Raw genomic sequence first — 24,128 nt, 5'->3', positions numbered from 1 at the left:
TGCGCCACTTCAGAGGGTTAGAGCGTCCTTAGCGCGTCCTATTGGACGCGCGGCGCTCTACTCACTCGGCGCGGAAGACGAAGCGCGAATAGCCGAAGAAGCTGAAGATCATCGAGGCGACGCTGGCGATCACCATGGCCGCCAGCGGCTGAAGCGCCGGCAGCGACAGCAGAAGCGCGGAATAGAGGCCGTAATTGACGAGCGCTGCCGTCACCCCGACCGAGCCATAGCGGAAGCCTTCGGCGGCCAGCGAACGGCCGGTGCGATCGAAGGTGAAGCTCCGGTTGAAAGCCCAGGTTGCCGCCATGGCGAAGGCGATTGCGAAGAGCCGCGCCAGAAACGGCCCGAGCGGTGTCAGATGGAGGAGCGCCGACAGGATGCCGGCATCGACGAGGAAGCCGATGCCGCCGGCAATGGCGAAGCGGATGAGCTTTCTCATGCCGCATCCGCCTTGCCGGGAGGCGCGCGCGATACCGGGCCTGCGTCGCTGAGCGGTGCCTTCAACGCGCTCGGCCTTTCCAGGCCCATATAATGGATACGGAGTTGTTCGGCGCGGGCGCGTGCGACGGAATCCAGGATGACGCCGGCGGTGAACAGCATGAAGGAGATCATCATCAGCGCCGTCGACAGCACCCAGGTCGGCATGCGGCTGACGAGTCCCGTTTCGAAATATTCCGCCAGCACCGGCGCCATGAAACCGAGGCTCGCCAGCATGAAGGTGGCGCTGATCGCGCTGAAGAAGGCGAAGGGCCGGGTTTCCTTCATCAGCATCGCGAACATCCAGAGGATCTTGGCGCCGTCGCGGAATGTCGAAAGCTTGGAATGCGAGCCTTCCGGCCGGCGGCCGTAGTCGAGCTCCAGCTCGCTGACCGGCAGCTTCAGCCGCGAGGCATGCACAGACATCTCGGTTTCGATCTCGAATCCGCCCGATACCGCCGGGAAGCTCTTGACGAAGCGGCGCGAAAACGCGCGGTAGCCGGAAAAGATATCGGTGAAATCGGGGCCGAAGATCATCCGGTAAAGCAGGTTGAAAAGCCGGTTGCCGAGCGCATGGCCCTGACGGCCGGCATCGGCGTGCACGCCGCGCCTGGTGCCAACCACCATGTCGGCGCGCTCGGTCAGCAGCGTGCGCACCAGTTCCTCGGCATCACCAGGCGCGTAGGTGCCGTCGCCGTCGGCGATGATGTAGATGTCGGCGTCGATATCGGCGAACATCCGGCGCACGACATGGCCCTTGCCCTGACGCCGCTCGCGCACGACATGCGCGCCGGCAAGCATTGCCTGCAGCGCGGTGCCGTCGGTGGAATTATTGTCGTAGACATGGATCGCAGCATCGGGCAGCGTCGCCCGAAAACCCTGAACGACAGCGCCGATCGTCGCCGCTTCATTATAGCAGGGAAGCAGAACGGCAATATTCCAATTGTCGGTGCGCGATCGGGCCATGACTCTACTCGTTACACTGAAAGCCGCGCTCAGCCTAAATCATGCGCCGTTAATAAGACCCTATGACGCAGGCAAAATCAGCGGCTGCCACAAACGGCTTTACACTTTCTTGATCGGCGGCGGCTAAGCTTCGCCATCCGGAAACGAACCGCTAACCACGATGAACGCTGTGCAGCCGATCTCCCAAGCATCATCCGCAATCGACGCCTCTCGGGTCGGGCTACGCGACCTGCTGACGCGTCTCTGGCCTGTTGTCATCGCCTATAGCGTCATCCTTGCCGCCGCCATCCTCATCACCAAGCTTTCCGGTGCCACCGATTACGTCGGCCCCGACAATGACGACGGAATGCGTCTCGTCGAAGTTCGCGATTTTCTGACCGGGCAGGGCTGGTTCGACCTGATGCAATACCGTCTCGGCCTCGACGGCGGCACGCTGATGCACTGGTCACGGCTGATCGATCTGCCGATTGCCTCGCTAATCTGGTTCTTCAGCCTGTTTGTACCGCATGAGACGGCAGAGGCGCTGGCGCTCGGCGTCTGGCCGGTATCGCTCATCCTGCCCGCCATGCTCGCCATGGCGGTTGCCGGTCGGCGCATCGGCGGCGTTGCCGCCATGCACATCAGTCTCGGCTTGACCGGTCTTGCGATCTACACCGGAAACCGTTTCGCGCCGGGCGCCATCGATCATCACAACGCGCAGCTGGCGTTGGTCGCGACGATGATCGCGATGCTGCTGGATCCCGAGCGTCGCGCCTGGAGCTATGCGGTTGCCGGCATCGCGGCAGCCATCGCCATCGCCATCGGCGCCGAGACGACACCTTTCGTTGCCGCCGTCTGCCTGACCATCGCCCTGCTCTGGGCATGGGAGGGCGAAGATTTCGCTGCCGCCGCGAAGGCCTTCGGGCTGGCGCTGGCCATTGCGATCAGCATCCTCTTCTTCGCAACGGTGCCGCCCCGGCTTTATTCGATGGTCACCTGCGACAATCTCTCGCTTGGCTATTACAGCCTGGCGGCGATCGGCGGCGGACTGCTGTTGTTTTCGGCGGTTTTCGCGAGCCGCCTGCGCCGGCCCTTGCGCTTTGCCGCGCTGGCCGTCGTCGGCGCCGGCGTTCTCGGTTCGGCGGTGGTGATCGCACCGCAATGCCTGAGCGATCCGCTGGCCGGTCTCGATCCGATGCTGGTCGAGCTCTGGCTGAGGAATGTTTCGGAAGCGCAGTCGGTTTTCGTTCTCGGGCGCACCGATCCCTTCTCGATCGGTGGTTTTTATGCGGCCGGCTTGTTCGGCATCGCCGTCTGCATCTTCCGCGTCGTTCAGCGTGACCGTGTGCAGATCCACCTGATCCTGCTTTTCCTGCTGATGACGAGCTGGGCAATCGCGCTGGTCCAGGTGCGCGGTTCGACCTTCTCGAACCTGATCTCGATCCTGCCGCTTGCCCTGTTGATTATAGATGTGCGCCGCATTTCCAACGGCGACAGCGAGAATGTCGCCGCCGCCTTCGTCTATATCGTCACCGTGCTCGCCAGTGCTCCAGCCGCCTGGGCTGTCGGTGGCGGGTTTATCTCGCTGCAGATGGAGAATGCTGCCCAGAAGAAGGCGGTGAAGCCGGCAAAGGAAATTTCCTGCACGTCCCAAGCGGCGCTGACGCCGCTCGCCGGGCTTCCGACCGGACTGGTCTCCGCGCCCTCGGAAATGGGGGTGCCGATCCTGCGCTTCACCAGCAACCGTGTTCTCTCTGCGCCCTATCATCGCAATCAGGGCGGCATGCTGACGGAGCTGCATATCGGCATGGCGGAGCCGCAGGAGGCGGAAGCCTTCCTGAAGGGGACTGGCGTGACGGCGCTTGCCTTCTGCCCCGGCGACCTGCAGACGCGCGAGATCGCCAAGCTGAAGCCGGACGGGCTCTATGCTGAGCTCGGCAAGGGCAATATCCCGCCCTATCTGGAACCGCTTCCGAAGGCGGCGGACGTGGGCGTGCAGTTCTTTCGCTATCGGCCGGCGACGAATTGACGCCGGCAATCTTCAGATGGGATAAAGCATGTCGCGACAACGACATGCGTAAAAACAAAGCAATCGCGGGAAGCGTATCTGAAAGATCGCGACGCGCTTGTCAGTGCGAAACGCGCGTGGCGCGACGAAGGCGCTGATTGGCATAGAGCCCGATCACGAAAAGCATAAGGCCGCCATTATAGCCGAGCACGGCGTAGACGAATGCCAGAATGGACACCGGGCCGGGCGAGGTTATCGCCGCTAGCGCGAATGTCATTCCGATCAGCGCCGCGACCAACGCGATCACGCCTGCCGAACGCATCTGCCCGGCGCTGACGCCCAATGCTGCTGCTGTGAGAAAAATCATTTCAGCACCTTCCCAGAGATAACGAGGGGAAGCATAAGAAGCGCCAACTAACAAAGATTTACCGGCGGTCCTCGCCGAAAAGCCTTTATATTGCGGTGGTTAGCAATCCCTTTCGGGTAAAACGCATATTCTAACTATCCGTTCCGCAACAAAACATATTTACTCGATCTTGTTGTTATTCGCCCGGCTGCAACGAGTGCATGTGCAGGATCCCAGGAGATGAGCATGCTTGATGCAATGACGACGAACCCCTCGCGCGACCGATCGCAATGACCGGGAAAACCGATCCCAATGCCAGTGCCGATCTTTCCGTTTGCCGCCGTTGGACATAGAAAGAGGGGATGAGCAACGTCTTCGACGGCGATTCGCCGACCAACCTCGCCGAATATTCTGTTTCGGAACTTTCCGGCTCGATCAAGCGCACCGTCGAAACCGCCTTCGACCAGGTTCGTGTGCGCGGCGAAATATCAGGCTATCGTGGGCCGCACTCCTCGGGCCATGCCTATTTCGCGCTGAAGGACGATCGCGCCCGCATCGACGCCGTCATCTGGAAGGGCACCTTCTCGCGGCTGAAGTTCCGTCCGGAAGAGGGCATGGAAGTCATCGCCACCGGCAAGGTCACCACCTTTCCGGGCTCTTCGAAATATCAGATCGTCATCGAGACGCTGGAGCCGGCCGGTGCCGGCGCGCTGATGGCGCTGATCGAGGAGCGCAAACGCAAGCTCGGCGCCGAGGGCTTGTTCGATCCCGCTCGTAAGAAGCGGCTGCCCTTCATGCCCAGCGTAATCGGCGTCGTCACCTCGCCGACCGGCGCGGTGATCCGCGATATTCTTCACCGCATCTCCGATCGTTTTCCCGTGCATGTCCTCGTCTGGCCGGTGAAGGTGCAGGGCGAGGGGTCCGGTGAGGAGGTGGCAAACGCCATCCGCGGCTTTAATGCGCTGGAACCTTCAGGCGCCATCCCGCGCCCGGATGTGTTGATCGTCGCGCGCGGCGGTGGCAGTCTGGAAGATCTCTGGAGCTTCAACGACGAGATCGTCGTGCGTGCTGCGGCCGAAAGCGAAATACCGCTGATCTCGGCCGTCGGGCATGAGACCGACTGGACGCTGATCGACTATGCCGCCGATGTCCGCGCGCCGACGCCGACGGGGGCTGCGGAAATGGCGGTGCCCGTCAAGGCGGAGCTCGAGGCGCAGGCCGCCGCTCTTGCCGCGCGCCTGCAGGGCTGCATGAACCGGCAGATGGATCAGCGCCGCCAGTCGGTGCGCGCGCTGATGCGGGCATTGCCGTCGCTCGATCAGCTTCTCGCCTTGCCGCGCCGCCGTTTCGACGAGGCGGCCGCCGGCCTCGGCCGCGGGCTGGAGCTCAATACCAACAACAAGCGCCGCGGCTTCGAGCGCGTCGCCGCGCATCTGCGTCCTGATGTGCTGTCCAATCGCATCGCCGAGCGCCGCCAGACGCTGAACGAGCGCATGGCCCGCGCCGAGCGCATGGTCGAGCGGCTGGTCGACCGCTCGAAATCGCGCGTCGACCGCGCCGAAGCCATCCTCGCCTCGCTGCCGGCTCGGCTGAAGACCCAGACCGACCGCGGCCGCGACCGCCTTGGCAATCTTTCGCGCCATGCCGATACGGCGGTCCGCCACCAGCTGACCCGGGCGCGCGCCGAGCTTTCCGCGCAGGACCGCGTGCTGCAGTCGCTCTCCTATAAGAATGTGCTGAAGCGCGGCTACGCCGTCATTCGCGATGAGGATAACAGGCCGGTCTCGCAGGCTGCTCACCTCTCCGCCGGCATGGGCATCGCCATCGAATTCGCCGACGGCCGTGTCGGCGCCTTGACCACGGAAGGCGGCACGCCGCCGGCCGGCGCTAGGAAGCGCAGCGTAAGACCCGCAGACCCGCCGAAGCAGGGAAGCCTGTTCTGACGATGCGGATCCTGCTGGTGCTTGCCCATCCGCTGGAGGACAGTTTCGCCGCCGCCGTGGCAAGGACTGCGCGTGAGGCGCTGGAAGCGGCAGGCCATCCGGTCGACCTGCTTGATCTCTACCGCGAAGATTTCGATCCACGCCTTTCGAAGGCCGAGCGCGGCGGTTATTTCGATCAGCCCTACGATACCTCAGCCGTTGCCGATATCGTCGCCCGCCTGAAGGCTGCCGACGGCCTGATCTTCGTCTTTCCGCAATGGTGGTTCAATTTTCCGGCGATCCTGAAGGGTTTCTTCGACCGTGTTTTCGCCCCCGGCGTTGCCTTCAGCCATGATGCCGGCGGCGGTCGTATCGTGCCGCAACTGACCCATATCAGGCTGCTCTATGCGCTGACGACGACAGGCTCGCCCTGGTGGCTGGTGCGTCTCTATATGGGCGATCCGGTGCGCCGGCTGTTGAAGCGCGGCATCGCCGCCTTCTGCTCGAAGGGATTGAATTTCCGCATGCTCAGCCTGCACGACATGGACCGGGCCACCGATGCCAAGCGCAGGGCGCATCTCGATCGCGTGCGCAAGCTGCTATCGGCAATTCGATAGCCGCTATTCAAAGTCCGCAAGAAACTTGCGCAGCAGCCTGTCGAGTTCCGCCTTGTCGGCCGCGCTCAGATTTTTCGACAACCGGTGCTGATTGGCGACATGCGCATCGACGGCGGTCTCCACCGTCGCAAGCCCTTTTTCTGTCAGCGCGATGAGCACGCTCCTGCGATCCTCCGGATTGAGGATACGTTCGACGTAACCTGCCTTCTCCAGCTGGTCGATGCGGTTCGTCATCGTGCCGGAGCTGACCATGGTCATCTCCAGAAGCTCCCCCGGCGATAGCCGGTGGGGCGCGCCGGCGCGGCGTAGCGTCGCCAACACGTCGAAGGCGGAGGACGAAAGCCCCTGCTTCATGAGCACGGCCTCCACTTCGCGGCCGAGATGGGTACTCAGACGTTTTAGACGCCCGAGGATGCCCATCGGTTCGACGTCGAGATCCGGCCGCTCCCGTCGCCATTGCGCCAGAATCTTGTCGACATGGTCCATCTTGCCGTCATCGCTCATGCTTCATCGATATCATTCATTATCTTGACGTCAAGATAAGAGGGCGTAGAATGAATTTATCTTGAAATAGAGATTCTTGAGATGAAGACAAATTCACGTTACGTCGCCGATCTTGCGGCAACCGCGCTCGCCCCCGCCATCTGGGGCAGCACTTATATCGTCACCACCTCTTTCCTGCCGGCCGGATATCCGCTGACGGTGGCGATGCTGCGCGCCCTGCCGGCCGGTTTGCTGCTTCTCTTCCTGGTCAGAAAGCTGCCGTTCGGCATCTGGTGGGGAAGGGCTTTCGTTCTCGGCGCGCTTAACTTCTCGTTCTTCTGGGCGATGCTCTTCGTCTCGGCCTACAGGTTGCCGGGCGGGGTTGCCGCAACGGTCGGCGCGGTGCAGCCGCTGATCGTCATCGCTTTGTCGCGGCTTTTTCTCGGCAAGCCGATCCGGCCGCTTGCCGTGCTGGCCGGTCTCGCCGGCATGGCCGGCGTCGGATTGCTGGTGCTGACGCCGAAGGCGGGGCTCGATCCGATAGGTGTCGCTGCCGGTCTCGCCGGCGCCGTCTCGATGGCCTTCGGCACGGTGCTGACGCGGCGCTGGGCGCCGCCGGTCTCAAACCTCACCTTCACCGCTTGGCAATTGACGGCGGGCGGCATGCTGCTGGTGCCTTTCGCGCTTTTCCTCGAACCGACGCCGCCGATCCCGACCGCTGCAAACATCGCCGGCATCGCCTATCTCGGGCTGATCGGCGCAGCCTTTACCTATCTGCTCTGGTTTCGCGGCTTGTCACGCATCGAGCCCTCGGCGGTCGCCTCGCTCGGCTTTCTGAGCCCGCTGGTCGCGACAATGCTCGGCTGGCTGGCGCTCGGCCAGAGCCTGACGCCGGCGCAGATCGGCGGTTTCGCCATGGTGCTTGCCAGTGTCTGGTTCAGTCAGCACATAATGAAGCCGGTCAGGCCCATTCGCCCTGCCGCATCACCGGAACCCGTGAACCATCCGGCTTGAGGCCGTCGATATCGATCTTGTCGGAGCCGATCATCCAGTCGATATGGATCAGGCTGGAATTGCCGCCCTGAACCTTGATCTGCTCCTGGCTCAGTGTCGCGCCATCGAGGAAACACTTGGAATAGCACTGGCCGAGCGCGATGTGGCACGAGGCGTTTTCGTCGAACAACGTGTTGTAGAACAGGATGCCGCTGGCCGAGATCGGTGAGGAATGCGGCACCAGCGCCACTTCGCCGAGCCGGCGCGCGCCCTCGTCGGTATCGAGCACCTTGTTCAAGACCTCTTCGCCGCGCGAGGCCTTGGCCTCGACGATGCGCCCACCCTCGAAGCGCACCTGGATATTGTCGATCAGCGTGCCCTGGTGCGAAAGCGGTTTGGTGCTCGAAACATGGCCTTCGACGCGCAGCGCATGCGGCGTAGTGAAGACTTCCTCGGTCGGGATATTCGGATTGCAGGTGATGCCGTTCTTGGCGGTGGAAGCGCCGCCATGCCATTCGTGCCCGTCGGCAAGACCGACCGTCAGGTCGGTGCCCGGTCCCTTGAAATGCAGCGAAGCGAAGCGCTCGCCGTTCAGCCAGGCGGAGCGCTTGGCGAGATTGGCATTGTGTTCGGTCCAGGCGGCGACGGGATCGCTGACATCGACGCGCGAGGCGGCAAAGATCGCCTTGGCGAGCTTGGCAATGGCGATCGGTTCCGGATCGTCGGGGAAAACCACCTTGGCCCAGGACGGGTTCGGATAGGAGACGATGTTCCAGTTGATGTCGAAATTCGAGATCTTCTCCAGCGCCGGCTTGTAGGCGGTCGAGTTGGCGCGATTGGCGCGGCCGACCTTGCCGGCATCCTGCTCGGACAGCAGCATCGGATTGTCGCCGGCAACCGCAAGACGGGCCGCTCCATTGGTATAGGCCTTGGCCATGCCCTCGTAGAGCCAACCGGAGGCGCGGTCGAAGCTCTCGTCGCTGCCATACTGATAGCGCGCCAGCGTCGTTTCCTCATCGGAATAGAAGGCGGAGACCAGCCCGGCGCCGGCCAGATAGGCATGTTTGGTGATCAGGCGGACGAGCGGCAGCGCCACGACAGGGGCGGTGATCACCAGATCCTGACCTCTTTGCAACTGCAGCCCGACCTTGACGGCAACTTCCGCAAGCTTTTCCAGCTTGATGGGATCAACGGTGTTCTGGCTCTGGGGCATGAAAGTCATCGTTCAACCTGCCTTCTGTCATCGACGGTGTGAGGCTGGAAGACTTAGACCCGTTTGCGGCGAAAATGAAGCGCGCCGCTGCCGAATTGCAGCGGCCGGATTATATGTCCGGCCGCTCGCGGGGCTTTAAGCTGCGGCAGGCAACCTGAGCAGGATCGAGTTATGCTTGTCGAGGAATCCCATTAGCCGCTGCGGGTAGTCTTCACCAACGGCGGCCTGGACGCTTGCCCGTTCGGAGAGCGCCTTGCGCCAACGCGTCACCCGCTCAAGCCCTTCGAAGATGCCGCTGGCGCCAAGCGTGTCGAAGACATCGAAATACCGAAAGACCGGTGCAAAGACAGCGTCGACGAGGCTGAAGTCGTCGCCGGCGAAATACGGCCCATCCGTCAGCACCTTCTCGAGCGTTGCGAATTTGGCGATGAGCGCCGTGCGTTTGGCCTCCAACTGCGCGGCATCCTGCGCCGTCTCGTAACCCCAGAGATCAGAGAGCACGGACGAACCGAATTCCATCCAGCCACGATGGCGGGCACGTGTCAGCGGGTCTTTCGGATGCAGCGCCACACCTGGCTGTGTTTCCTCCAGATATTCGCAGATGACGCTGCTTTCGAACAGCACCGCCTCGCTGCCATCCTCCTCCTCGATCCGCAGCAGCGGCACCTTGCCGAGCGGCGAGATCTTCAGGAACCAGTCGGGCTTGTCGGCAAGATCGATATTAATGCGCTCGAAGGGCACGCCTTTTTCAAGCAGCGCAATGGCGGCGCGCTGCACATAGGGGCAGAGATGATGGCTGACGAGGGTAAGTTTACTCATGGCGGTCTCCACTTTACGGCGATAGATGCAAATACATCTAATATCGCTTGCGGCGGAATTCAAGATAGATGTAACTGCATTTATGTCCGAAAAATCGTCAAATCCGAGCGAAGCGGTCACTTCTGCCTGGACGAGCATCATGCGCGCCCGCGAACGGCTGCTCGCTGCCATCGAAGCCGACCTGAAAACGGCCGGCATGCCGCCTCTTGCCTGGTATGACGTGCTGTGGGAATTGGCACGCTCGCAAGACGGCAAGCTGCGCCCCTACGAGATCGAGGAGCGGACATTGCTGGCCCAGTATAATCTTTCCCGGCTGATTGATCGGTTGGAAAAAGAGGGCCTGGTCCGGCGCGAGGTCTTCGCTGAGGACGGACGCGGCCGCTGGGTGGTGATCACAGATGTCGGCCGAAAGCTTCGCGAGCGCATGTGGATCGTCTATGCCAGATCGATCGAGACCCATATCGGCTGCAAGCTTGCCGAAAGCGAAGCGAAGGCGATCGCCGGCCTGCTCGACCGCTTTCTGTGAATCCTGCTCTCAATTAAAGAGTGAGAGCATGATGTCCCCCGAAAACCGCTCACACCTTCGGCATCACGCTCTGATCAGGCAATCAGCGGCACGGCGACGGCCTTCAACGCCTTCAACGCATCCTTTGATCGAGCCGCACCTGCAGCCCGCGCTGCCCGCCATTGATATAGACGAGCGGTTCGCCAAGCGCGGCTTCCTCGATCGCCGTCGGCACGGTCTTCTTCTGGCCGAAAGGACTGATGCCGCCGACATGATAACCCGTCAGCCGCTCAGCATCGGCAGGCTTCATCATGTTGGCCGATTTGCCGTGAAAGGCGCTCGCCAGCTTCTTCATGCTGACCTCGCGATCCGACGGCACGACGACGCAGACCGGCTTGCCGTCCACCTCCGCCACCAGCGTCTTCAGCACTCGATGCGGCGCCTCGCCGAGCGCTTCGGCCGCCTGCAGCCCGACACGCTCGGCATTGGGGTCGTAGTCATAGGCATGGATCGTGAAGGCGATGCCCGCCTGCGAAAGAACCTGGGTCGCGCGCGTGGTCTTGGACATCTCTTTCCCTCGTGAGTTCACCCGGTCGCCTGTCAGCCGCCGAATGCACCGGCGTAAATCTCCGGCTTGAAGCCGATCAGCAATTTCCCCTTCGCCTCCAGCACCGGCCGCTTGATCATCGACGGCTGGTCGAGCATCAGGGCGATCGCCGTCTCCCGGCTCAGGTTCTCGCGCTCCGCATCGGGCAATTTGCGGAAGGTGGTGCCGGCGCGGTTGAGGACGATATCGAGGCCGGCCTGGTCGATCCAGGCTTCGAGATGGGCGCGATCGATACCCAGCGCCTTGTAATCGTGAAACTCATAGGCGACGCTGTGTTCTTCCAGCCAGCTGCGCGCCTTCTTCATCGTGTCGCAATTCTTGATGCCATAGATAGTGACGGCCATGCCCGATTGATCTCCCTGTGATGGCGCGAGATAACATGCACGAAGGCCGGCGCAAACGCCGTGCGACGTTTTATCCCCCGAGCGCGTCGCCGATCGAGGCAGACAAAGCCGGCCTGTGGCTCAATTCTCCAGCGTGCCGGCCTTGCGTGAAGCCTCGCTGGGTTCGTCGCAGGCGATCTTCATCAGGTCGCCGCGCCGCCGCACCAGCCGGTCGGATGTTCGGGTCAGGATCAGCCCATCCTGTGGCGCGCTGAGTTCGATGCTGCCGCCCGGCTGCCCTGGCCGGGTAATGATCGTCACTAGGCGGTCGCCTTCCGCAATCCTCTCGCCGATATTGCGATGAAAGAGCACGGCTCCGCCTTCCGGAGCGCGGATGATCTCGACATTGTCGAGCGGCACGGCCGGACCGGAAAATGCCGTCGCCGCCGGCTTTTCGTCGGCGACGATCCCCCGTGCCGCGAGGAAACGCCAGAGCCCGTCGGCGTCCTTTTTCGCCAATACCGGATCGACGTCGCGTTTGCCGCGCAGCTCGACGGTGACGGAAAGTCTGCCGGGCGGCTCGAATAGGCGTTCGCCGGGAATTTCATATTTCCATGCAAAGCCGACGGCCTCCTCGAAGGCCGAGCTTTCGCCATCCGAAAGCAGCACGGCTTCCATGTCGAGTGCAGCGGCAAGATCGGCCGCCTCCGGCCAGAAGGCCTCGTCGATATAGGCATATTGCAGCGATTCATCGTCGCAATGCAGGTCGAGCACGAGATCGGCCCCGAGCGCCAAATGCAGCAACTGTCGCTTCAATCTGTCGGTAGCCGGATAATCGTCGAGGTCTTCGATCAGCGTCGGGCGATCGGCCAGGGAGATCCGCGGAAAGTCCCGGTTGAAATTGGTGCGCGAGCCCAGGTCGAAACGGCCCTGCAATTCGCCGAAATGCGATTGCGCTGCACCGATCGGATTGGCCTGCGGCACGATGGTGATATTGCCGGCGATCCCGCCTTGGCTTTCCGCCTGCCGCAGCCTCTCGCAGAGGAAATGCAACAGCACCGTTCCCGGCAGCTCGCCGGCATGCAGTGCCGCCTGGATATAGGTCTTCGGCGCCTTCGGATCGCCGCCCGTAAAGCGCAGCACCGGCAGCCGCCACTCCGCTCCCGGCGTATCGCCCGGGATGATGATCTCTGAAACGTCCATGCTGATTTCGCTCCCCGTTTTGACCAATGTCGGAACAGGCTTTCGGAGCTTTATGCGCGGAAATCAGGCAAGCGCAAGCCGAGATCCGCGGACTCTTTGCCCTTAGCCCAGCAGTGGCCAGCGATCGATAATCCGATGTTCGGTTTTTCCGAGAACACTGTGGATGAGCAGGAATTCGGACGCCGTCCATGAAACGGGTGTGTCGAGGGTCGTCGGCGGCACGGCCTTGCGGTCGTAGAGCAGCGTCATATGCGGCGTGAAATCCCGGCTGATATTGTGCCGTAATCCGGCATTGTGCATGCCGATGCCCAGTTGGACATGCACTCGGGTGAGCGGTTTGCGTCCGCCCTCGCCGCAAAGCACAAGCGCTCGCGCCTGCGGGAATCGCATGATCCGGTCAAAGGTCACTGCGATCGGCGCACTTTCGACCGTGGCGCCGGCCTGCCGTGCCGCGAAGACCACATCCTCCGGCAGCTTCGGATAGTCTCCGACCCCGATGATCGACACATGCAATGTCGTCAAGCGCGGCCTGCCGGAAAGGGAGAAGGCTCGACGATAGTCATCGGCGATTGCGGCCGCCTGCTGCTCGATGGCATCAGGAGGACAGAGCGCAAAGAAAAGCCGGTGTCCGCTGGTGTAGCTTTCGTTCCGCTGTCCGCGATCATTTTTGTCGTCTCCGAAGTCGAGGGGCATTTGGTTCATGGAATTTCAGGTCGTCATGACCCGCCTCGTCGTTTCCAAACCGCGCCGAAGGATACTCCGAAAGAAGGCGATATTAAGAACAAAAAGAGAACATAATTTCCTGATAGGCTCGGCGTCACACTCATCCGAGCCGTCGCGGCAAAAGGGGCTGACTTGGAGGTTCGGGCAACAGTGCAGGGGTGCATCGCGATCTTTCCTGAAAGCCCGGCGCGCGCAAGAAACGGGTTGAAACCGACGCCATCCCATACGATTTTGAGGGTCATCGAAAACGCGGAGGCTGTGTCATGGCTGAGACAACGCACCACTATCTCATCTTCGAAACCGCGGGCGGTTTCTGCGGCATCGCCTGGAGCGACGCCGGCATTGCCCGCTTCCAACTACCGACCAAATCGGCAGAGGCGACTGAACGGCTGCTGCTGCGCCGCCTGCCGGATGCCGAAGCCGGCGCGCCGACGCCTGCCGTGCTGGAAACGGTCGCGGCCGTGAAGCGCTACTTCCAGGGCGAAGAGACGGATTTTTCCGGCGTCGAACTCGATCTTGCTGGGCAGGATGCCTTCTTCCGGGATATTTATGCGGCGGCAAGGCGTGTCGGCTGGGGCCGCACCACGACTTACGGCGCGCTGGCCAAGGAGCTCGGCGTCGGGCCGGAAGCCGCCCGCGACGTCGGCCAGGCGATGGCGAAGAACCCTGTCGCTTTGATCATCCCGTGTCACCGGGTGCTCGCGGCCGGCGGCAAGATCGGCGGCTTTTCCGCGCCCGGCGGTTCGTCATCGAAGGCGCGGATGCTGGAGCTCGAAGGCGTCAACCTCGCCCCACCGCCGCCTGCCCAGCAGTCGTTGGGGTTTTAGGCGGCTGAGCTTTTTTCGTTTTCCGCAATTCCCGGCAAAATCGCTTCGCGCTTTGCCTGGCAAAACCGCTCTACACTTTTGCTGGAATTGCTTTGGCAGGGTCTCAGCCGATCAATGCGGGCTGGCTGTGGGCCGGATGATGATCTCGCTGACATCGACGTCGTCAGGCTGGCTGACGGCGTAGAGGATCGAATTGGCGATGGCCTCGGGGCTGATGGTGATCGCCCTGAACGCCTTCATGGCGTCCCGCGCGGTTGGATCGGTGATCGTCTCGGCCAGTTCCGATGTCGTCGTGCCGGGCGAGATGACGGTGACGCGGATACGATCGGTCTCCTGCCGCAATCCGTCCGAGATCGCCCGCACCGCGAATTTTGTCGCGCAATAGACGGCGGCCGTCGGCGAGACGCTGTGGCCGCCGATCGAAGACAGGTTGATGATCTGACCTGATCTCTGCGCCTTCATGATCGGAAGTGCGGCCGCGATGCCGTAGAGAACGCCCTTGATATTGACGTCGACCATCCGGTCCCATTCGTCGACCTTGAGGGCTTCCAGCGGCGACAGCGGCATGACGCCGGCATTGTTGACGATGACGTCGAGCCGGCCGAATTCGGACCTGGCAAAGCCTGCAAAAGCTTCCACGTCCGCACGGTCGGTGACGTCAAGCTTCTGCAGGCGCACCGACCCGCCCTTTGCGGCGATGTCACCGGCGAGTTCCTCCAGGCGCTCGGTGCGGCGGGCGCCGATCACGATATGGGCGCCTGCGGCAGCCAGCACCTTTGCCGCCGCCTCTCCGATGCCGCTGCTGGCTCCGGTGATGGCAATGACTTTTCCTTCGATATCAGGCATTTCAAGCTCCGTTGTACGCCGCTCGCTTGGCGATGCGGCCCGGGGGTGGTCAGGTGGGAATATCGGCGCTGAGCGATGTCTCCGCCCAGGCGTCGAAGTTTGCGCGCAGCGCATCGAGCCGTTCGCGGGCGATCTTCAGGGCGGGTGCGCCGAGCAGCAGGCGCAGCGGCGGTTCGTCCGCTTCGAACGCCGATATGATCGCGGTTACCGCGCGCGCGGGATCGCCTGGCTGGTTGCCGGAGATCGAGCGGGTGGCCCGGCGCCGCTTGCCGGATGTTTCCGCATAGTCGTCGATGATCGTGCTGGATTCGACCATCGACCGACCGGCCCAATCCGTGCGGAAGGCGCCGGGTTCGAGGATCGTCACATCGATGCCGAGCGGCCTGACCTCATGCGAAAGCGATTCCGACAAGGCTTCGACCGCAAACTTGGTGGCGTGGTAGTAGCCGGTTGCGGCAAAAGCGACGAGCCCACCGAGCGAGGAGACGTTGAAGATATGCCCCCGTCGGCGTCGGCGCATGCCCGGCAGGGCCTGCTTGGTGACAGCGATCAATCCGAAGACGTTGGTCTCGAACTGGGCGCGTATCTCGGCGTCGTCGCCCTCTTCGATGGCCGAGAGGTAGCCGTAGCCGGCATTGTTGACGAGGACGTCGATCGCACCGAAATGCGTTTCGGCATCACGGACCGCGCCGGCGATGGAGCGGCTGTCGGTCACATCGAGTGCAAGGGCAAGCGCGCGGTTTCCGTGCGCTGCCGTGAGATCTGCCAGGGTCTCGGGTCTGCGCGCCGTCATGGCGGCACGCCAGCCGCGGGAGAGGACGGCTCCGGCAAGTGCCCGGCCGAGGCCGGACGATGCGCCGGTGATGAACCAGATGGGTGTTGGGGAAGACATGATTGTCATCCTTTCCGGCCGGCAAATGCGGCCTTCTCCTGTGGGATGTTGCCTTTCGGGCGGCACGTCATCTGCGCCGAAGCACCATGCCGCCGTGATGGAGGGTATTGCCGTCGACGAAATCGCCGTCGGCCGTGAAGCCCGTGTCATCCCAATATTCGATGTGGCTTCCGGTGACGTCGTAGCGTCCTCGATAGGCGCTTTCCCGGCTGCCGCGGGCCTCATCGTAGCGGCCATTGGGCAGAAGTTCGTGGCGGACGCGGCCATCATCCGTAACCCACATGCCGACATAGGGATGTTGCTGCATTCTGTTCTCGCTTGTTTGTTGCTGCTGATCTCTGCGGTTCACGCCATCGGTGGCGGACGAACTGGTCGCCGCGCAAGCCAGGGTGACCGCCGTGAAAAACTGCAGGACCGGGCTTTTGAAAATCTTTCGCATTGCCTTGCCTTTCGAAGCCTTCGTTGACCTCGACCGAAAGATAGTACGGACAACCTGAGTGATTAAGTTGCCAATCCGAGATGCCTTAGTTAGAAATGCTAACCAATGGTCGACGAACTCGAAGGCATTTCAGTTTTTCTTGCGGTGGCCGAGGCGCGGAACTTCCGGCTCGCCGGCGAGCGGCTCGGCGTCACCCGCTCCGCTGTCAGCCAGGCCCTGCAGCGCCTGGAGGATCGGCTCGGCGCCGCCCTGGTCCAGCGCACGACGCGCAGCGTCAGTCTGACCGAAGCCGGTGAAGTGTTCTTCGACGCGGTTCGTCCATCGCTCCGCCAGGTCAGGGATGCGATGCAGACGGTAAGGGAAATGCAGGCGCGTCCGAGCGGCCTGTTGAGGATCACCGTCTCCTCGATCGCCGAGAGTTTTCTATCCGGCACCTTGCTGGCCGGCTTCATGGAAGCCTGCCCTGATATCAAACTCGATATCACCATCACCGATGACGAATTCGATATCGTCGAGGCCGGCTTCGACGCCGGTGTCCGGCTGGGTGAGGTGATCGAAAAGGACATGATCGCGATCTCCGTCTCCGAAGAGCAGCGACAATGCGCGGCCGCCTCCCGCAGCTATCTCGAGCGCCGCGGCCATCCCCGCCATCCCCGCGAACTGCCGGATCATGCCTGCATCGGATGGCGGCCACGCCCGGATACGGCGCCCTATCGTTGGGAATTCACCGAAAACGACCGCGACTTCGACGTCTCCGTCGATCCCACTGTTACGACCAACGACATGGGAATGATGATCCGCATGGCCTGCGCCGGAGCAGGCATCACCTTCGGCATGGTGGAGACCTTCCAGTCCTATATCGAACGGGGCGAACTCGTGCCGCTGCTGGAGGATTTCTGTCCGCCCTTCCCGGGCTTCTATCTCTACTATCCCAGGCGCCAGAGGCAGCCGCTGAAGCTGCGCGAATTGGTCGATTACGTGCGCAGATTTGACGGGCGCTAGAGTTGCGATCTTCGATCGCAAGGTGCGACGCACGAGATGGCGGAGTTTAAGATACTGGTACCTCGGCGGCGAGCGACTGCATTGCCTTAGGCCGAGGACGCAGCAGCAAATAGAATGCGAAGACATGGCTGATCATCAGCAGCGGCACGTAAATGATCGGGATCGCATATGCGGCGCCCAAATCTCCCGCCCGCGCGGGAAGGCCGGCCTGGATCGCGTGATAGTAGTCGAGGATGAGGTCGCCCATTCCCACGAGATTGAAGGCGATGACGAATAGCCAGAAGATCTGAGGTATCCTGATTGTGATGAGCGCCAGCATGGCAAGCAGCCCGGCCGCGAGATCGCCGTAGGCAGCGAAGGTGGCGAAGCTGGCGGGCAGGTTGGGGCCGACGACGCCTGGGAGAAGGAAGACGAGCCCGAAGAAGCGGAAGCTGTGCAGAGTGGCGATGGCGCGGTGCGCCCTGACCCTGTCCATCGACATGAGCCAGGGCAGAATATACGCGCCGAAGCAAAGCAGCCACGCGACATAGCCTAGGACGAGATGGGTTTGGAAGATGGATTCCGTCGACATCGGGGTACTCCTGATTTGTGGGATCCAGATATACGGCCGCTTCCCGCGATCGACTATTCGCGATAATATCAATGCGGTATGAAGCAGAACTTCACAGTCAGGCAAGGCGCGCTCGATGGCGTTGAGGCGTTTCTGAGCGTTGCCCGGCACCGCAGTTTTCGCAGGGCGGCTGCGGAGCTCGGGGTGACCCCATCGGCAATCAGCCAGGCCGTACGCGCTCTCGAGGAGCGTGTCGGCGCAGTACTCTTCATCCGCACGACGCGCAGTGTCGGCCTGACGGAGGCCGGTGAGCGGTTCCTTATGCGTGCAAAGCCCGCCTTCGAGGAACTGGTCGCCGCAAGCGAAGTGGCGCGTGAACTCGGGCAGAGGCCGGCTGGACTATTGCGTCTCACGGTGCCGCCGGCAGTGGTGCCGATCCTGCTGGAGCCACTGATCGCATCCTTCTGCCAGGCCTTTCCCGAGATCGAGGTCGAGGTCGCCGCGAATGAAGAACTGGTCGACATCGCCGCCGAGGGATTTGACGCCGGTATCCGGCTCGGCCAGTTCATCGCAGCCGACATGGTCGCGGTCCGGCTGACGCCGTCCTTCCCGCTGGTGGTCGTCGGCAGCCCCGAATATCTGCGCCGGAGAGGGCGGCCCGAGCGTATCGACGATCTCCGTCAACATGCCTGCATCCGCATGCGCCGCTCGCACGGCGCAATCGCGCCGTGGTCGTTTGTCAGCGGCAAAAAGCCGATCGAGGCTGTTGTCTCCGGGCCGCTGATCGCCCACGACTTTCCCACCATGCTGGGAGCCGCTGTCGAAGGTATGGGGCTTGCGCAAGTGCCGGAGCCAATCGCCGCCGGACTCGCGAAAGCGGGAAAACTCGTCCGCGTCCTGGAGGCGTTCGCACCGGTGGCGCCGGGTGTGTTCCTCTATCATCCCAGCCGTCATCAGATGATGCCGAAGCTGCGGGCCTTCATCGATCACGTGAAAGGCCGAGCGGATGCCGCCGACAAAACCCGAATTCACATCGATGACTAAATGACGCTCACGATTGCCCATCACACGCGATTTTGGTATTCCCGATCCTCCAGGGATCGGTGTGGCGAGGCGGACGTCTTCATGCCGGTTCTACCGATCATGGCTGCAGTCTCACGGCCCGGCAGCCGGAGCCCCACGATCATTCATCCTTTTGCCGGAGAACATATGCTCGACGAGGTCTTTCCCATTCCGGCCAGGGCCTTGATCCGCCAGGGCGGGCGGGCCTGCTTCTACCGCCTCGTCAATACCACTCCCCTGTTGATCCAGGTCCAATCGGGAACGAAGATCGTCATGTCGGATGACAAGCCTTTGCGCTTCGAGGCGGGCGCCTATGGCTTGCTGCCCGACTACAGACCGTTGACGATGGAGAACATTCCCAAGGCGCCGCAGAAGTATCAGACCCTGGCGCTTCCCGTTCCGCGACCGCTGTTCGAGGAGGCCTATACCAGGATGGGATCGATTGCCGCTCCATCGAGGCCTGTGCCGGCAGGCACCTCATGCCTGCCGGAGGAAGCTGCGGCATTGTTTGAGTATTGCTGCCAGCCGGGCAATCTGGCGCGCCTTCCTGGCGCTATCGCCAAGGCTCGTCTGATGGAACTCGTCACCTGGTTCGCGCTCCACGGGGCGGTGCTCGGTCGATGCGAAAGCTCCCGGCTTGAGGACCGGCTGAGGCAGATGATCGAAGCTGATCCCGCCTCCGCCTGGACGTTGGCGCAAGCTGCGCGCTTGTTCAACATGAGCGAGGCGACGCTGAGGCGCAGGCTCTCCGCAGAGAATACCGCCTTCAGCGAGATATTGAGCGATACCCGAATGAACCGCGCTCTTGCACTCATTCAGACCACGACATTGCCGATGGCCCAGGTTGCGCTGGAGGTCGGCTATGACTCACCTTCGCAATTTTCCGCACGTTTCAAGGAGCGGTTTGGCGTCAGCCCGCGCCATGTACGCAGCGGCACCGAGCACTTTGAGCGGATCGGGGCAGAAATTGCGCAGAGCGGGGCAGATGCGCTTGCGCGGTGACGGTAGTTTCCCGGCATCGTCAACCACAGGAGAACAGCAATGCGTTTGATCACAGCAGCACTTATGGCCGCCTCATTCTTCGGCGCCACGGCCGCCCACGCCGAAATGAAGCTCACCTCTAAGGACCTGGTCGCCGGCAAGGCCATGGCCGACGCGCAGGTCTTCAACGGTTTCGGCTGCTCGGGCAGGAACATTTCGCCGGAACTGACCTGGTCGGGCGCTCCCGAAGGTACCAAGAGCTTCGCCGTCATGGCGTACGATCCGGATGCGCCCACAGGTTCCGGCTGGTGGCATTGGTCGGTGTTCAATATCCCCGCAGACGTCTCGCAGATTGCCACCGGCGCAAGCGGTGACAAGAAGCTACCCGCAGGCGCCGTGGAAGGCCATACCGATTTTGGCACGTCGGGATATGGCGGCGCCTGCCCGCCGGCCGGCGATAAGCCGCACCGCTACCAGTTCACCGTCTACGCGCTCAAGGTCGACAAGCTTCCGCTTCCCGAGACCGCGCCGGGCGCCATGGTCGGCTTCTATGTCAAGGCAAACACGCTCGACAAGGCCTCCGTCGAGGTTACCTACGGGCGCTGAAGCCGGCTTCGGATCGTAGTCGTCATTCCCTTTATGACAACGGTCGGCCGAGGTGACTGAACCTCGGCCGACCGTTTCCTGTGCGGGCTTCTCTAGCCTGTAAACCTAGACAGTCATTGCTTGCCAGCAGATCAACGGACCGTCTTCAGCATCGATCCGCTCGCCGATTTGGACAAAGCCATTGCGTTCAAGGACACGCTGGGACGCGATGTTGTCGACCCCGGTCTCTGCAGAGATCAGGGCCACGCGAGGATCGTTTCGCCCCCACTCCAGCAACTGCCTTATGGCCCGCGTGGTGCATCCGCGGCCCTGGCGTGAAGGCGCAACCCCATAACCTATATGGATGTTTCCATCATGTGGAACCCGAACGATGGAGCAGAGGCCGACGATCTCGCCATCCTCCACGATCATCCAGGCCGACGGCGAAAATTCGGCGCCGATGTCGGCCGCGAGGCGATTCAACATCGCCAGTACTTCAGGAGGCGCAATGGCGCTGTCTTGGACACGGCGCAGATTGCGAGGCGCGGTGCCCTTCAGCAGCGCGTCAAAATCACTGGAAATGAGTTCGATGATCATAGTTTTCCCGACATTGGACATGCGCCAGCATGGGCGCGCTAAGGCCGAGCGATAAGAGTGAGGATCAGCTCTCAGTGACGATGCCGAGCATCTTTACCCCTAGCGCCGCAGCCGGTGAGTTCTGGATCGTTGCGACGGCAAACAAAGGCATTCTCCTCTAAGATGGAAATGCGAATAACAGTGCCGGGCGAGGATCGCAAGATGCTCCGATCGGGCGGCACGCCGGGTGATCCATGCCAAACCGCAAGATCGGTCGAGCGCTGCGTTGCTGAAGGCAACTAGTTTGAGCTGCCACGGGGACCAAGACGAATGACCGCAGCGCTTCGGAACTATCATGAGCGGATGCAGCGAGTGCTGGATTATATCGATCAGCACCTCGATGACGATCTCGATCTTGACATTCTGAGTAGTGTCGCGGCCTTCTCGAAGTTTCATTTCCACCGGCAGTTCACGGCGACCTTCGGATTGTCAGTGCATCGCTATATCGGGCTTGCCCGCATGAAGCGCGCTTCATACCGGCTGGCCTACAGGGACGAAGAACGCGTCACTGAGATAGCGATGGATGCCGGTTACAACGCACCGGATGCCTTTGCCCGCGCCTTTCGGCAACGGTTCGGGCAATCGCCTTCGTCGTTTCGGAAGTCTCCCGATTGGGAGCCGTGGCTTGCCGCCTTCGGGCCTCTCGACAATGCAAGGAGCAAGCTCATGCAGAAGACCTTTACCACTGACGACGTGATAATTCGCAATGTACCCACCACGCCGGTGGCGATCATGGAGCACCGGGGCGACCCGGCGACGCTCGGCGCCACCATCCAGCGGTTCATCGCCTGGCGCAAGGCCGCTGGCCTGCACCCCAGGACAAGTCCGACCTTCAACGTCTGGCGTTCCGAGCGGCGTCCTCAGTCGCCCGCCTGCTATAGCGTAGACCTTTGTGTCGAGACCGACCAACCGATCGAGGCGAACGGCGAAGAAATCAAAGCCGGCGAGATCCCTGGCGGACGCTGCGCGGTGCTGCGCGTCGTCGGCAACACCGACAATCTGGAGCCCGCCGCGCTCTACCTTTATCGCGACTGGCTTCCGGCCAGCGGCGAGGAAGCACGCGACTTTCCGTTCTATTGCCAGCGGCTGAGCCTCTTCCCGGAGGTGGCGGAGCATGAGGCGGTGGCGGAACTGTTTCTGCCGCTGAAATAGCGCCCTCTGACGGCGGCTTGTCCATTCTGATCGCCGGAAGCGGAGAGGCCGTTGTCACGCCAGGCCGGCCGGTTGGCGACCATCAGGTCGCGGACTTATGCGCACTCAAAAACCAATTGCGATATAAAACCAGTTGAGCTAACTATAGCCGATTGCATTATGCAATCAGACATGCGCGGATATGCCGGTTAAGGAAAGGAAGTGAGGATGGCTAAGCTTGTGTTCGGAATGAACCAGTCCCTGGACGGCTACGTCGATCATATGGGGTTTGCGCCAAGCCCCACGCTCTTCCGCCACTTCATCGAGGAGGCGGAGCGGCAGGCGGGCAGTGTGTACGGTCGCCAGATGTATGAGGTCATGCGTTACTGGGACGACGAACATCCTGAATGGGATGCAGAGCAACAGGCCTTCGCGGCGGCGTGGCGGAACCAACCGAAATGGGTCGTCTCGCGCTCGTTGAAGTCGGTCGGATCTAATGCCCGGCTCGTTGGGGAAGATCTTGAGGCCGCAATCCGCGAACTGAAGGCGGAACGCGACGGGGAGATCGAAGTTGCCGGCCCCAATTTGGCGCAAAGCCTCACTCAACTTGGCCTGATCGATGAGTATCGGATCTACCTGCACCCCGTGGTGCTCGGTCACGGCAAGCCATATTTCGCCGGACCCCGGCCGCCGCTCCGCCTGATGGCTCATGACCGGATTGCCGAGGATGTGATCAGGTTGACCTACGTTCCGGCTTGATCACGCGACTCGCCAGATGAAAATCGCGGCTCGGCTTCTGACCGGATGACGGCAAGCGTCGCCGGCGACCTGCCGGGTGTCAGTCGCGCGATATGGACAGCCCCGCGAGAAGCGGAGCGTACGCGGCGAGCCTGTGGGATACGAACTCCGTGAAGAGCCGCACGCGCTTCGTTTTGCGTGTCTCCCCCTGTGTGAGAAGCCAGAGCGTTCCGTACATGTGCAGGTCGGTGCCCGGCACCCTAACCAGGTGGGGGTCGGCGTCTCCGACGAAGCACGGCAGTGTCGTGATCCCAAGCCCTTGCCGTACAGCAACGATCTGCGCCTCGGCGTCCGTGATCCTGAATGGAACCCCCGTGGTGCGAACCTCACCCTCGCTGGCCCAATCCGGAATTCCATGAATGCTTATGACGATCCACCGGATGGGATCAAGCGCGCCCGCACGCCATGCGGCTAGTCGATCGCAGGACATGTAGACGCCGCCGAACAGCTCCGGTCCCTTCAGGCCGTGCAGATTGAGCGGCAGGGTTTTGCGGTCGTAGACGACGCGGATCGCCACGTCGGCCTCTCGGTTGGTCAGATTTGCGAGCTCGCCGGACGACACGATTTCCATCTCGATATCCGGATGCAGCCGCGCGAAATCGGCGAAATCCGGCATGAGCAGGTGTGTCGCCAGGGGCGGAGCTAACGTCACCCGCAGAAGCCCGCGCACGCTCTGGTCGCGCCCAAAGACACGCGTCTCCAGCTGGTGCGACGACGCTTCCATCTGGTTCGCGAGCTCGAGCACCTCCTCACCCGCAGCCGTCAGGCGGTAGCCCGAAGGCAGCTTTTCGAACATCTGCGCCCCGAGGCGTTCCTCGAGCTGCGCGATGCGTCGCAGCACGGTCGCGTGATTGACCCCGAGACGCCCGGCGGCAGCCCGCACTGAGCCTCCGCGCGCCACGGCAAGAAAGTAGCGAATGTCATCCCAGTCGATCATGGTGCAATCCGGCACCGCACGGTGCGCCTTCCCAAGCCAGTATCTAACGCGTCGTACAGCAGTACTGGCGGTCATCATAGCCTATGTGGGCAAGCACGGCCCGATTCCAAACGGAGGACACCGATCGTCGCGGCTGGCATCAGTCGTCCGGTGGATCGATTTTGCACCACCGATGTGCGCGCTTCCGCACTCAACAACTGATGCCGGCGGACCCATTTCGACGGTCTCGGGGCGTACCCGAACGATCAAAGGATGCAT

The 24,128-nt window shown here is 62.2% G+C and carries 27 protein-coding genes and 1 pseudogene; 12 read left to right on the top strand and 16 right to left on the bottom strand.

Features of this window, described 5'->3' with window-relative positions; translation table 11 throughout:
* Window positions 1-61: 61 nt before the first annotated feature.
* Both ACS4RR_RS01195 and ACS4RR_RS01190 read right to left on the bottom strand, forming a co-directional pair.
* Entirely contained in the window at window positions 62-439 is a 378-nt protein-coding gene (locus ACS4RR_RS01195; protein WP_170257332.1) for a GtrA family protein, read from the bottom strand.
* Window positions 436-1,443: a glycosyltransferase gene (locus ACS4RR_RS01190; protein WP_260109859.1), complete on the bottom strand. Its 1,008-nt coding sequence runs from the start codon at window positions 1,441-1,443 to the stop codon at window positions 436-438. Before ACS4RR_RS01190 ends, ACS4RR_RS01195 begins: the two co-directional genes overlap by 4 nt.
* Window positions 1,444-1,603: 160 nt before the next feature.
* Here ACS4RR_RS01190 and ACS4RR_RS01185 point away from each other — a divergent pair, with 160 nt between their 5' ends.
* Window positions 1,604-3,451 (top strand): hypothetical protein, encoded by a 1,848-nt coding sequence (locus ACS4RR_RS01185; RefSeq protein ID WP_260297561.1) that lies wholly within the window; start codon window positions 1,604-1,606, stop codon window positions 3,449-3,451.
* 100 nt (window positions 3,452-3,551) lie between these two features.
* On the opposite strand, the gene ACS4RR_RS01180 is transcribed toward ACS4RR_RS01185, so the two are convergent.
* Window positions 3,552-3,797 (bottom strand): hypothetical protein, encoded by a 246-nt coding sequence (locus tag ACS4RR_RS01180; protein ID WP_222248472.1) that lies wholly within the window; start codon window positions 3,795-3,797, stop codon window positions 3,552-3,554.
* Between the two features lie 341 nt (window positions 3,798-4,138).
* On the opposite strand from ACS4RR_RS01180, the gene xseA reads away from it, so the two are divergent.
* Complete coding sequence (xseA, locus tag ACS4RR_RS01175; RefSeq protein ID WP_456189602.1) at window positions 4,139-5,719, top strand: exodeoxyribonuclease VII large subunit; 1,581 nt, start codon at window positions 4,139-4,141, stop codon at window positions 5,717-5,719.
* A 2-nt stretch (window positions 5,720-5,721) separates the two neighbouring features.
* Window positions 5,722-6,315, top strand: a complete 594-nt coding sequence (locus ACS4RR_RS01170; protein WP_456189601.1) for an NAD(P)H-dependent oxidoreductase — start codon at window positions 5,722-5,724, stop codon at window positions 6,313-6,315.
* A gap of 3 nt (window positions 6,316-6,318) precedes the next feature.
* On the opposite strand, the gene ACS4RR_RS01165 is transcribed toward ACS4RR_RS01170, so the two are convergent.
* Entirely contained in the window at window positions 6,319-6,819 is a 501-nt protein-coding gene (locus ACS4RR_RS01165; RefSeq protein WP_170280218.1) for a MarR family winged helix-turn-helix transcriptional regulator, read from the bottom strand.
* A gap of 81 nt (window positions 6,820-6,900) precedes the next feature.
* Between ACS4RR_RS01165 and ACS4RR_RS01160 the strand changes: the two genes are divergently transcribed.
* A complete protein-coding gene (locus ACS4RR_RS01160) occupies window positions 6,901-7,812 on the top strand; it encodes an EamA family transporter (RefSeq protein WP_456189600.1) in 912 nt (303 codons plus the stop codon).
* Here ACS4RR_RS01160 and ACS4RR_RS01155 read toward each other — a convergent pair.
* A complete protein-coding gene (locus ACS4RR_RS01155; protein WP_456189599.1) occupies window positions 7,760-9,013 on the bottom strand; it encodes an aminopeptidase in 1,254 nt (417 codons plus the stop codon). The genes ACS4RR_RS01160 and ACS4RR_RS01155 overlap by 53 nt on opposite strands.
* A gap of 126 nt (window positions 9,014-9,139) precedes the next feature.
* Window positions 9,140-9,823, bottom strand: coding sequence for a glutathione S-transferase family protein (locus ACS4RR_RS01150; RefSeq protein WP_456189598.1), 684 nt, complete (start codon window positions 9,821-9,823; stop codon window positions 9,140-9,142).
* Between the two features lie 82 nt (window positions 9,824-9,905).
* Here ACS4RR_RS01150 and ACS4RR_RS01145 point away from each other — a divergent pair, with 82 nt between their 5' ends.
* On the top strand, window positions 9,906-10,349 hold the full coding sequence (locus tag ACS4RR_RS01145; RefSeq protein ID WP_456189597.1) for a MarR family winged helix-turn-helix transcriptional regulator: 444 nt from the start codon (window positions 9,906-9,908) through the stop codon (window positions 10,347-10,349).
* A 74-nt stretch (window positions 10,350-10,423) separates the two neighbouring features.
* Here ACS4RR_RS01145 and ybaK read toward each other — a convergent pair.
* The 4 genes and pseudogenes from ybaK to ACS4RR_RS01125 form a co-directional block, all read right to left on the bottom strand.
* Window positions 10,424-10,896: pseudogene (gene ybaK, locus ACS4RR_RS01140) on the bottom strand (Cys-tRNA(Pro) deacylase).
* Between the two features lie 32 nt (window positions 10,897-10,928).
* Window positions 10,929-11,279 carry an ArsC family reductase gene (locus ACS4RR_RS01135; protein WP_456189596.1) on the bottom strand — a complete coding sequence of 117 codons (351 nt, stop codon included), beginning with the start codon at window positions 11,277-11,279 and terminating at the stop codon, window positions 10,929-10,931.
* Window positions 11,280-11,399: 120 nt separating this feature from the next.
* Entirely contained in the window at window positions 11,400-12,461 is a 1,062-nt protein-coding gene (locus tag ACS4RR_RS01130; RefSeq protein WP_456189595.1) for a M14 family metallopeptidase, read from the bottom strand.
* 102 nt (window positions 12,462-12,563) lie between these two features.
* Window positions 12,564-13,163 carry a 2'-5' RNA ligase family protein gene (locus ACS4RR_RS01125; protein ID WP_456189594.1) on the bottom strand — a complete coding sequence of 200 codons (600 nt, stop codon included), beginning with the start codon at window positions 13,161-13,163 and terminating at the stop codon, window positions 12,564-12,566.
* Between the two features lie 284 nt (window positions 13,164-13,447).
* Between ACS4RR_RS01125 and ACS4RR_RS01120 the strand changes: the two genes are divergently transcribed.
* A complete protein-coding gene (locus tag ACS4RR_RS01120) occupies window positions 13,448-14,011 on the top strand; it encodes a methylated-DNA--[protein]-cysteine S-methyltransferase (protein WP_456189593.1) in 564 nt (187 codons plus the stop codon).
* 111 nt (window positions 14,012-14,122) lie between these two features.
* Here ACS4RR_RS01120 and ACS4RR_RS01115 read toward each other — a convergent pair whose 3' ends face one another.
* From ACS4RR_RS01115 to ACS4RR_RS01105, 3 genes are read right to left on the bottom strand one after another with little or no spacing between them, the layout of a single operon-like run.
* Entirely contained in the window at window positions 14,123-14,857 is a 735-nt protein-coding gene (locus tag ACS4RR_RS01115; RefSeq protein ID WP_456189592.1) for an SDR family oxidoreductase, read from the bottom strand.
* Between the two features lie 49 nt (window positions 14,858-14,906).
* On the bottom strand, window positions 14,907-15,758 hold the full coding sequence (locus ACS4RR_RS01110; protein ID WP_456189591.1) for an oxidoreductase: 852 nt from the start codon (window positions 15,756-15,758) through the stop codon (window positions 14,907-14,909).
* 58 nt (window positions 15,759-15,816) lie between these two features.
* The gene (locus tag ACS4RR_RS01105; RefSeq protein ID WP_456189590.1) at window positions 15,817-16,188 is read right to left on the bottom strand and encodes an Atu4866 domain-containing protein; all 372 of its coding nucleotides are present in this window, start codon (window positions 16,186-16,188) and stop codon (window positions 15,817-15,819) included.
* Between the two features lie 105 nt (window positions 16,189-16,293).
* On the opposite strand from ACS4RR_RS01105, the gene ACS4RR_RS01100 reads away from it, so the two are divergent.
* Window positions 16,294-17,190: a LysR family transcriptional regulator gene (locus ACS4RR_RS01100; protein WP_456189589.1), complete on the top strand. Its 897-nt coding sequence runs from the start codon at window positions 16,294-16,296 to the stop codon at window positions 17,188-17,190.
* 46 nt (window positions 17,191-17,236) lie between these two features.
* Here ACS4RR_RS01100 and ACS4RR_RS01095 read toward each other — a convergent pair whose 3' ends face one another.
* A complete protein-coding gene (locus tag ACS4RR_RS01095) occupies window positions 17,237-17,761 on the bottom strand; it encodes a DUF8737 domain-containing protein (protein ID WP_260109874.1) in 525 nt (174 codons plus the stop codon).
* 78 nt (window positions 17,762-17,839) lie between these two features.
* Here ACS4RR_RS01095 and ACS4RR_RS01090 point away from each other — a divergent pair, with 78 nt between their 5' ends.
* The 3 genes from ACS4RR_RS01090 to ACS4RR_RS01080 all read left to right on the top strand — a co-directional run bounded on the left by ACS4RR_RS01090 (window position 17,840) and on the right by ACS4RR_RS01080 (window position 20,389).
* Window positions 17,840-18,784, top strand: coding sequence for a LysR family transcriptional regulator (locus ACS4RR_RS01090; protein ID WP_260109875.1), 945 nt, complete (start codon window positions 17,840-17,842; stop codon window positions 18,782-18,784).
* 165 nt (window positions 18,785-18,949) lie between these two features.
* Window positions 18,950-19,804 carry an AraC family transcriptional regulator gene (locus tag ACS4RR_RS01085; RefSeq protein WP_260109876.1) on the top strand — a complete coding sequence of 285 codons (855 nt, stop codon included), beginning with the start codon at window positions 18,950-18,952 and terminating at the stop codon, window positions 19,802-19,804.
* Window positions 19,805-19,843: 39 nt separating this feature from the next.
* Window positions 19,844-20,389 carry a YbhB/YbcL family Raf kinase inhibitor-like protein gene (locus ACS4RR_RS01080; RefSeq protein WP_222385566.1) on the top strand — a complete coding sequence of 182 codons (546 nt, stop codon included), beginning with the start codon at window positions 19,844-19,846 and terminating at the stop codon, window positions 20,387-20,389.
* Window positions 20,390-20,494: 105 nt separating this feature from the next.
* Here the strand turns inward: ACS4RR_RS01080 and ACS4RR_RS01075 are convergent, their stop codons facing one another.
* Entirely contained in the window at window positions 20,495-20,986 is a 492-nt protein-coding gene (locus tag ACS4RR_RS01075) for a GNAT family N-acetyltransferase (RefSeq protein ID WP_222385565.1), read from the bottom strand.
* A gap of 288 nt (window positions 20,987-21,274) precedes the next feature.
* On the opposite strand from ACS4RR_RS01075, the gene ACS4RR_RS01070 reads away from it, so the two are divergent.
* Both ACS4RR_RS01070 and ACS4RR_RS01065 read left to right on the top strand, forming a co-directional pair.
* The gene (locus tag ACS4RR_RS01070) at window positions 21,275-22,156 is read left to right on the top strand and encodes an AraC family transcriptional regulator (protein WP_260109877.1); all 882 of its coding nucleotides are present in this window, start codon (window positions 21,275-21,277) and stop codon (window positions 22,154-22,156) included.
* Between the two features lie 207 nt (window positions 22,157-22,363).
* Window positions 22,364-22,894, top strand: a complete 531-nt coding sequence (locus tag ACS4RR_RS01065; RefSeq protein WP_260109878.1) for a dihydrofolate reductase family protein — start codon at window positions 22,364-22,366, stop codon at window positions 22,892-22,894.
* A gap of 79 nt (window positions 22,895-22,973) precedes the next feature.
* On the opposite strand, the gene ACS4RR_RS01060 is transcribed toward ACS4RR_RS01065, so the two are convergent.
* The gene (locus tag ACS4RR_RS01060) at window positions 22,974-23,870 is read right to left on the bottom strand and encodes a LysR family transcriptional regulator (RefSeq protein WP_260109879.1); all 897 of its coding nucleotides are present in this window, start codon (window positions 23,868-23,870) and stop codon (window positions 22,974-22,976) included.
* Window positions 23,871-24,128: the final 258 nt, after the last annotated feature.

This window comes from Rhizobium zaerense (genome assembly GCF_051810725.1).
GTDB lineage: Bacteria > Pseudomonadota > Alphaproteobacteria > Rhizobiales > Rhizobiaceae > Rhizobium > Rhizobium leguminosarum_I.
Note: the sequence above shows the minus strand (reverse complement) of the source record. Positions and strands in the feature narration are given on the sequence as shown.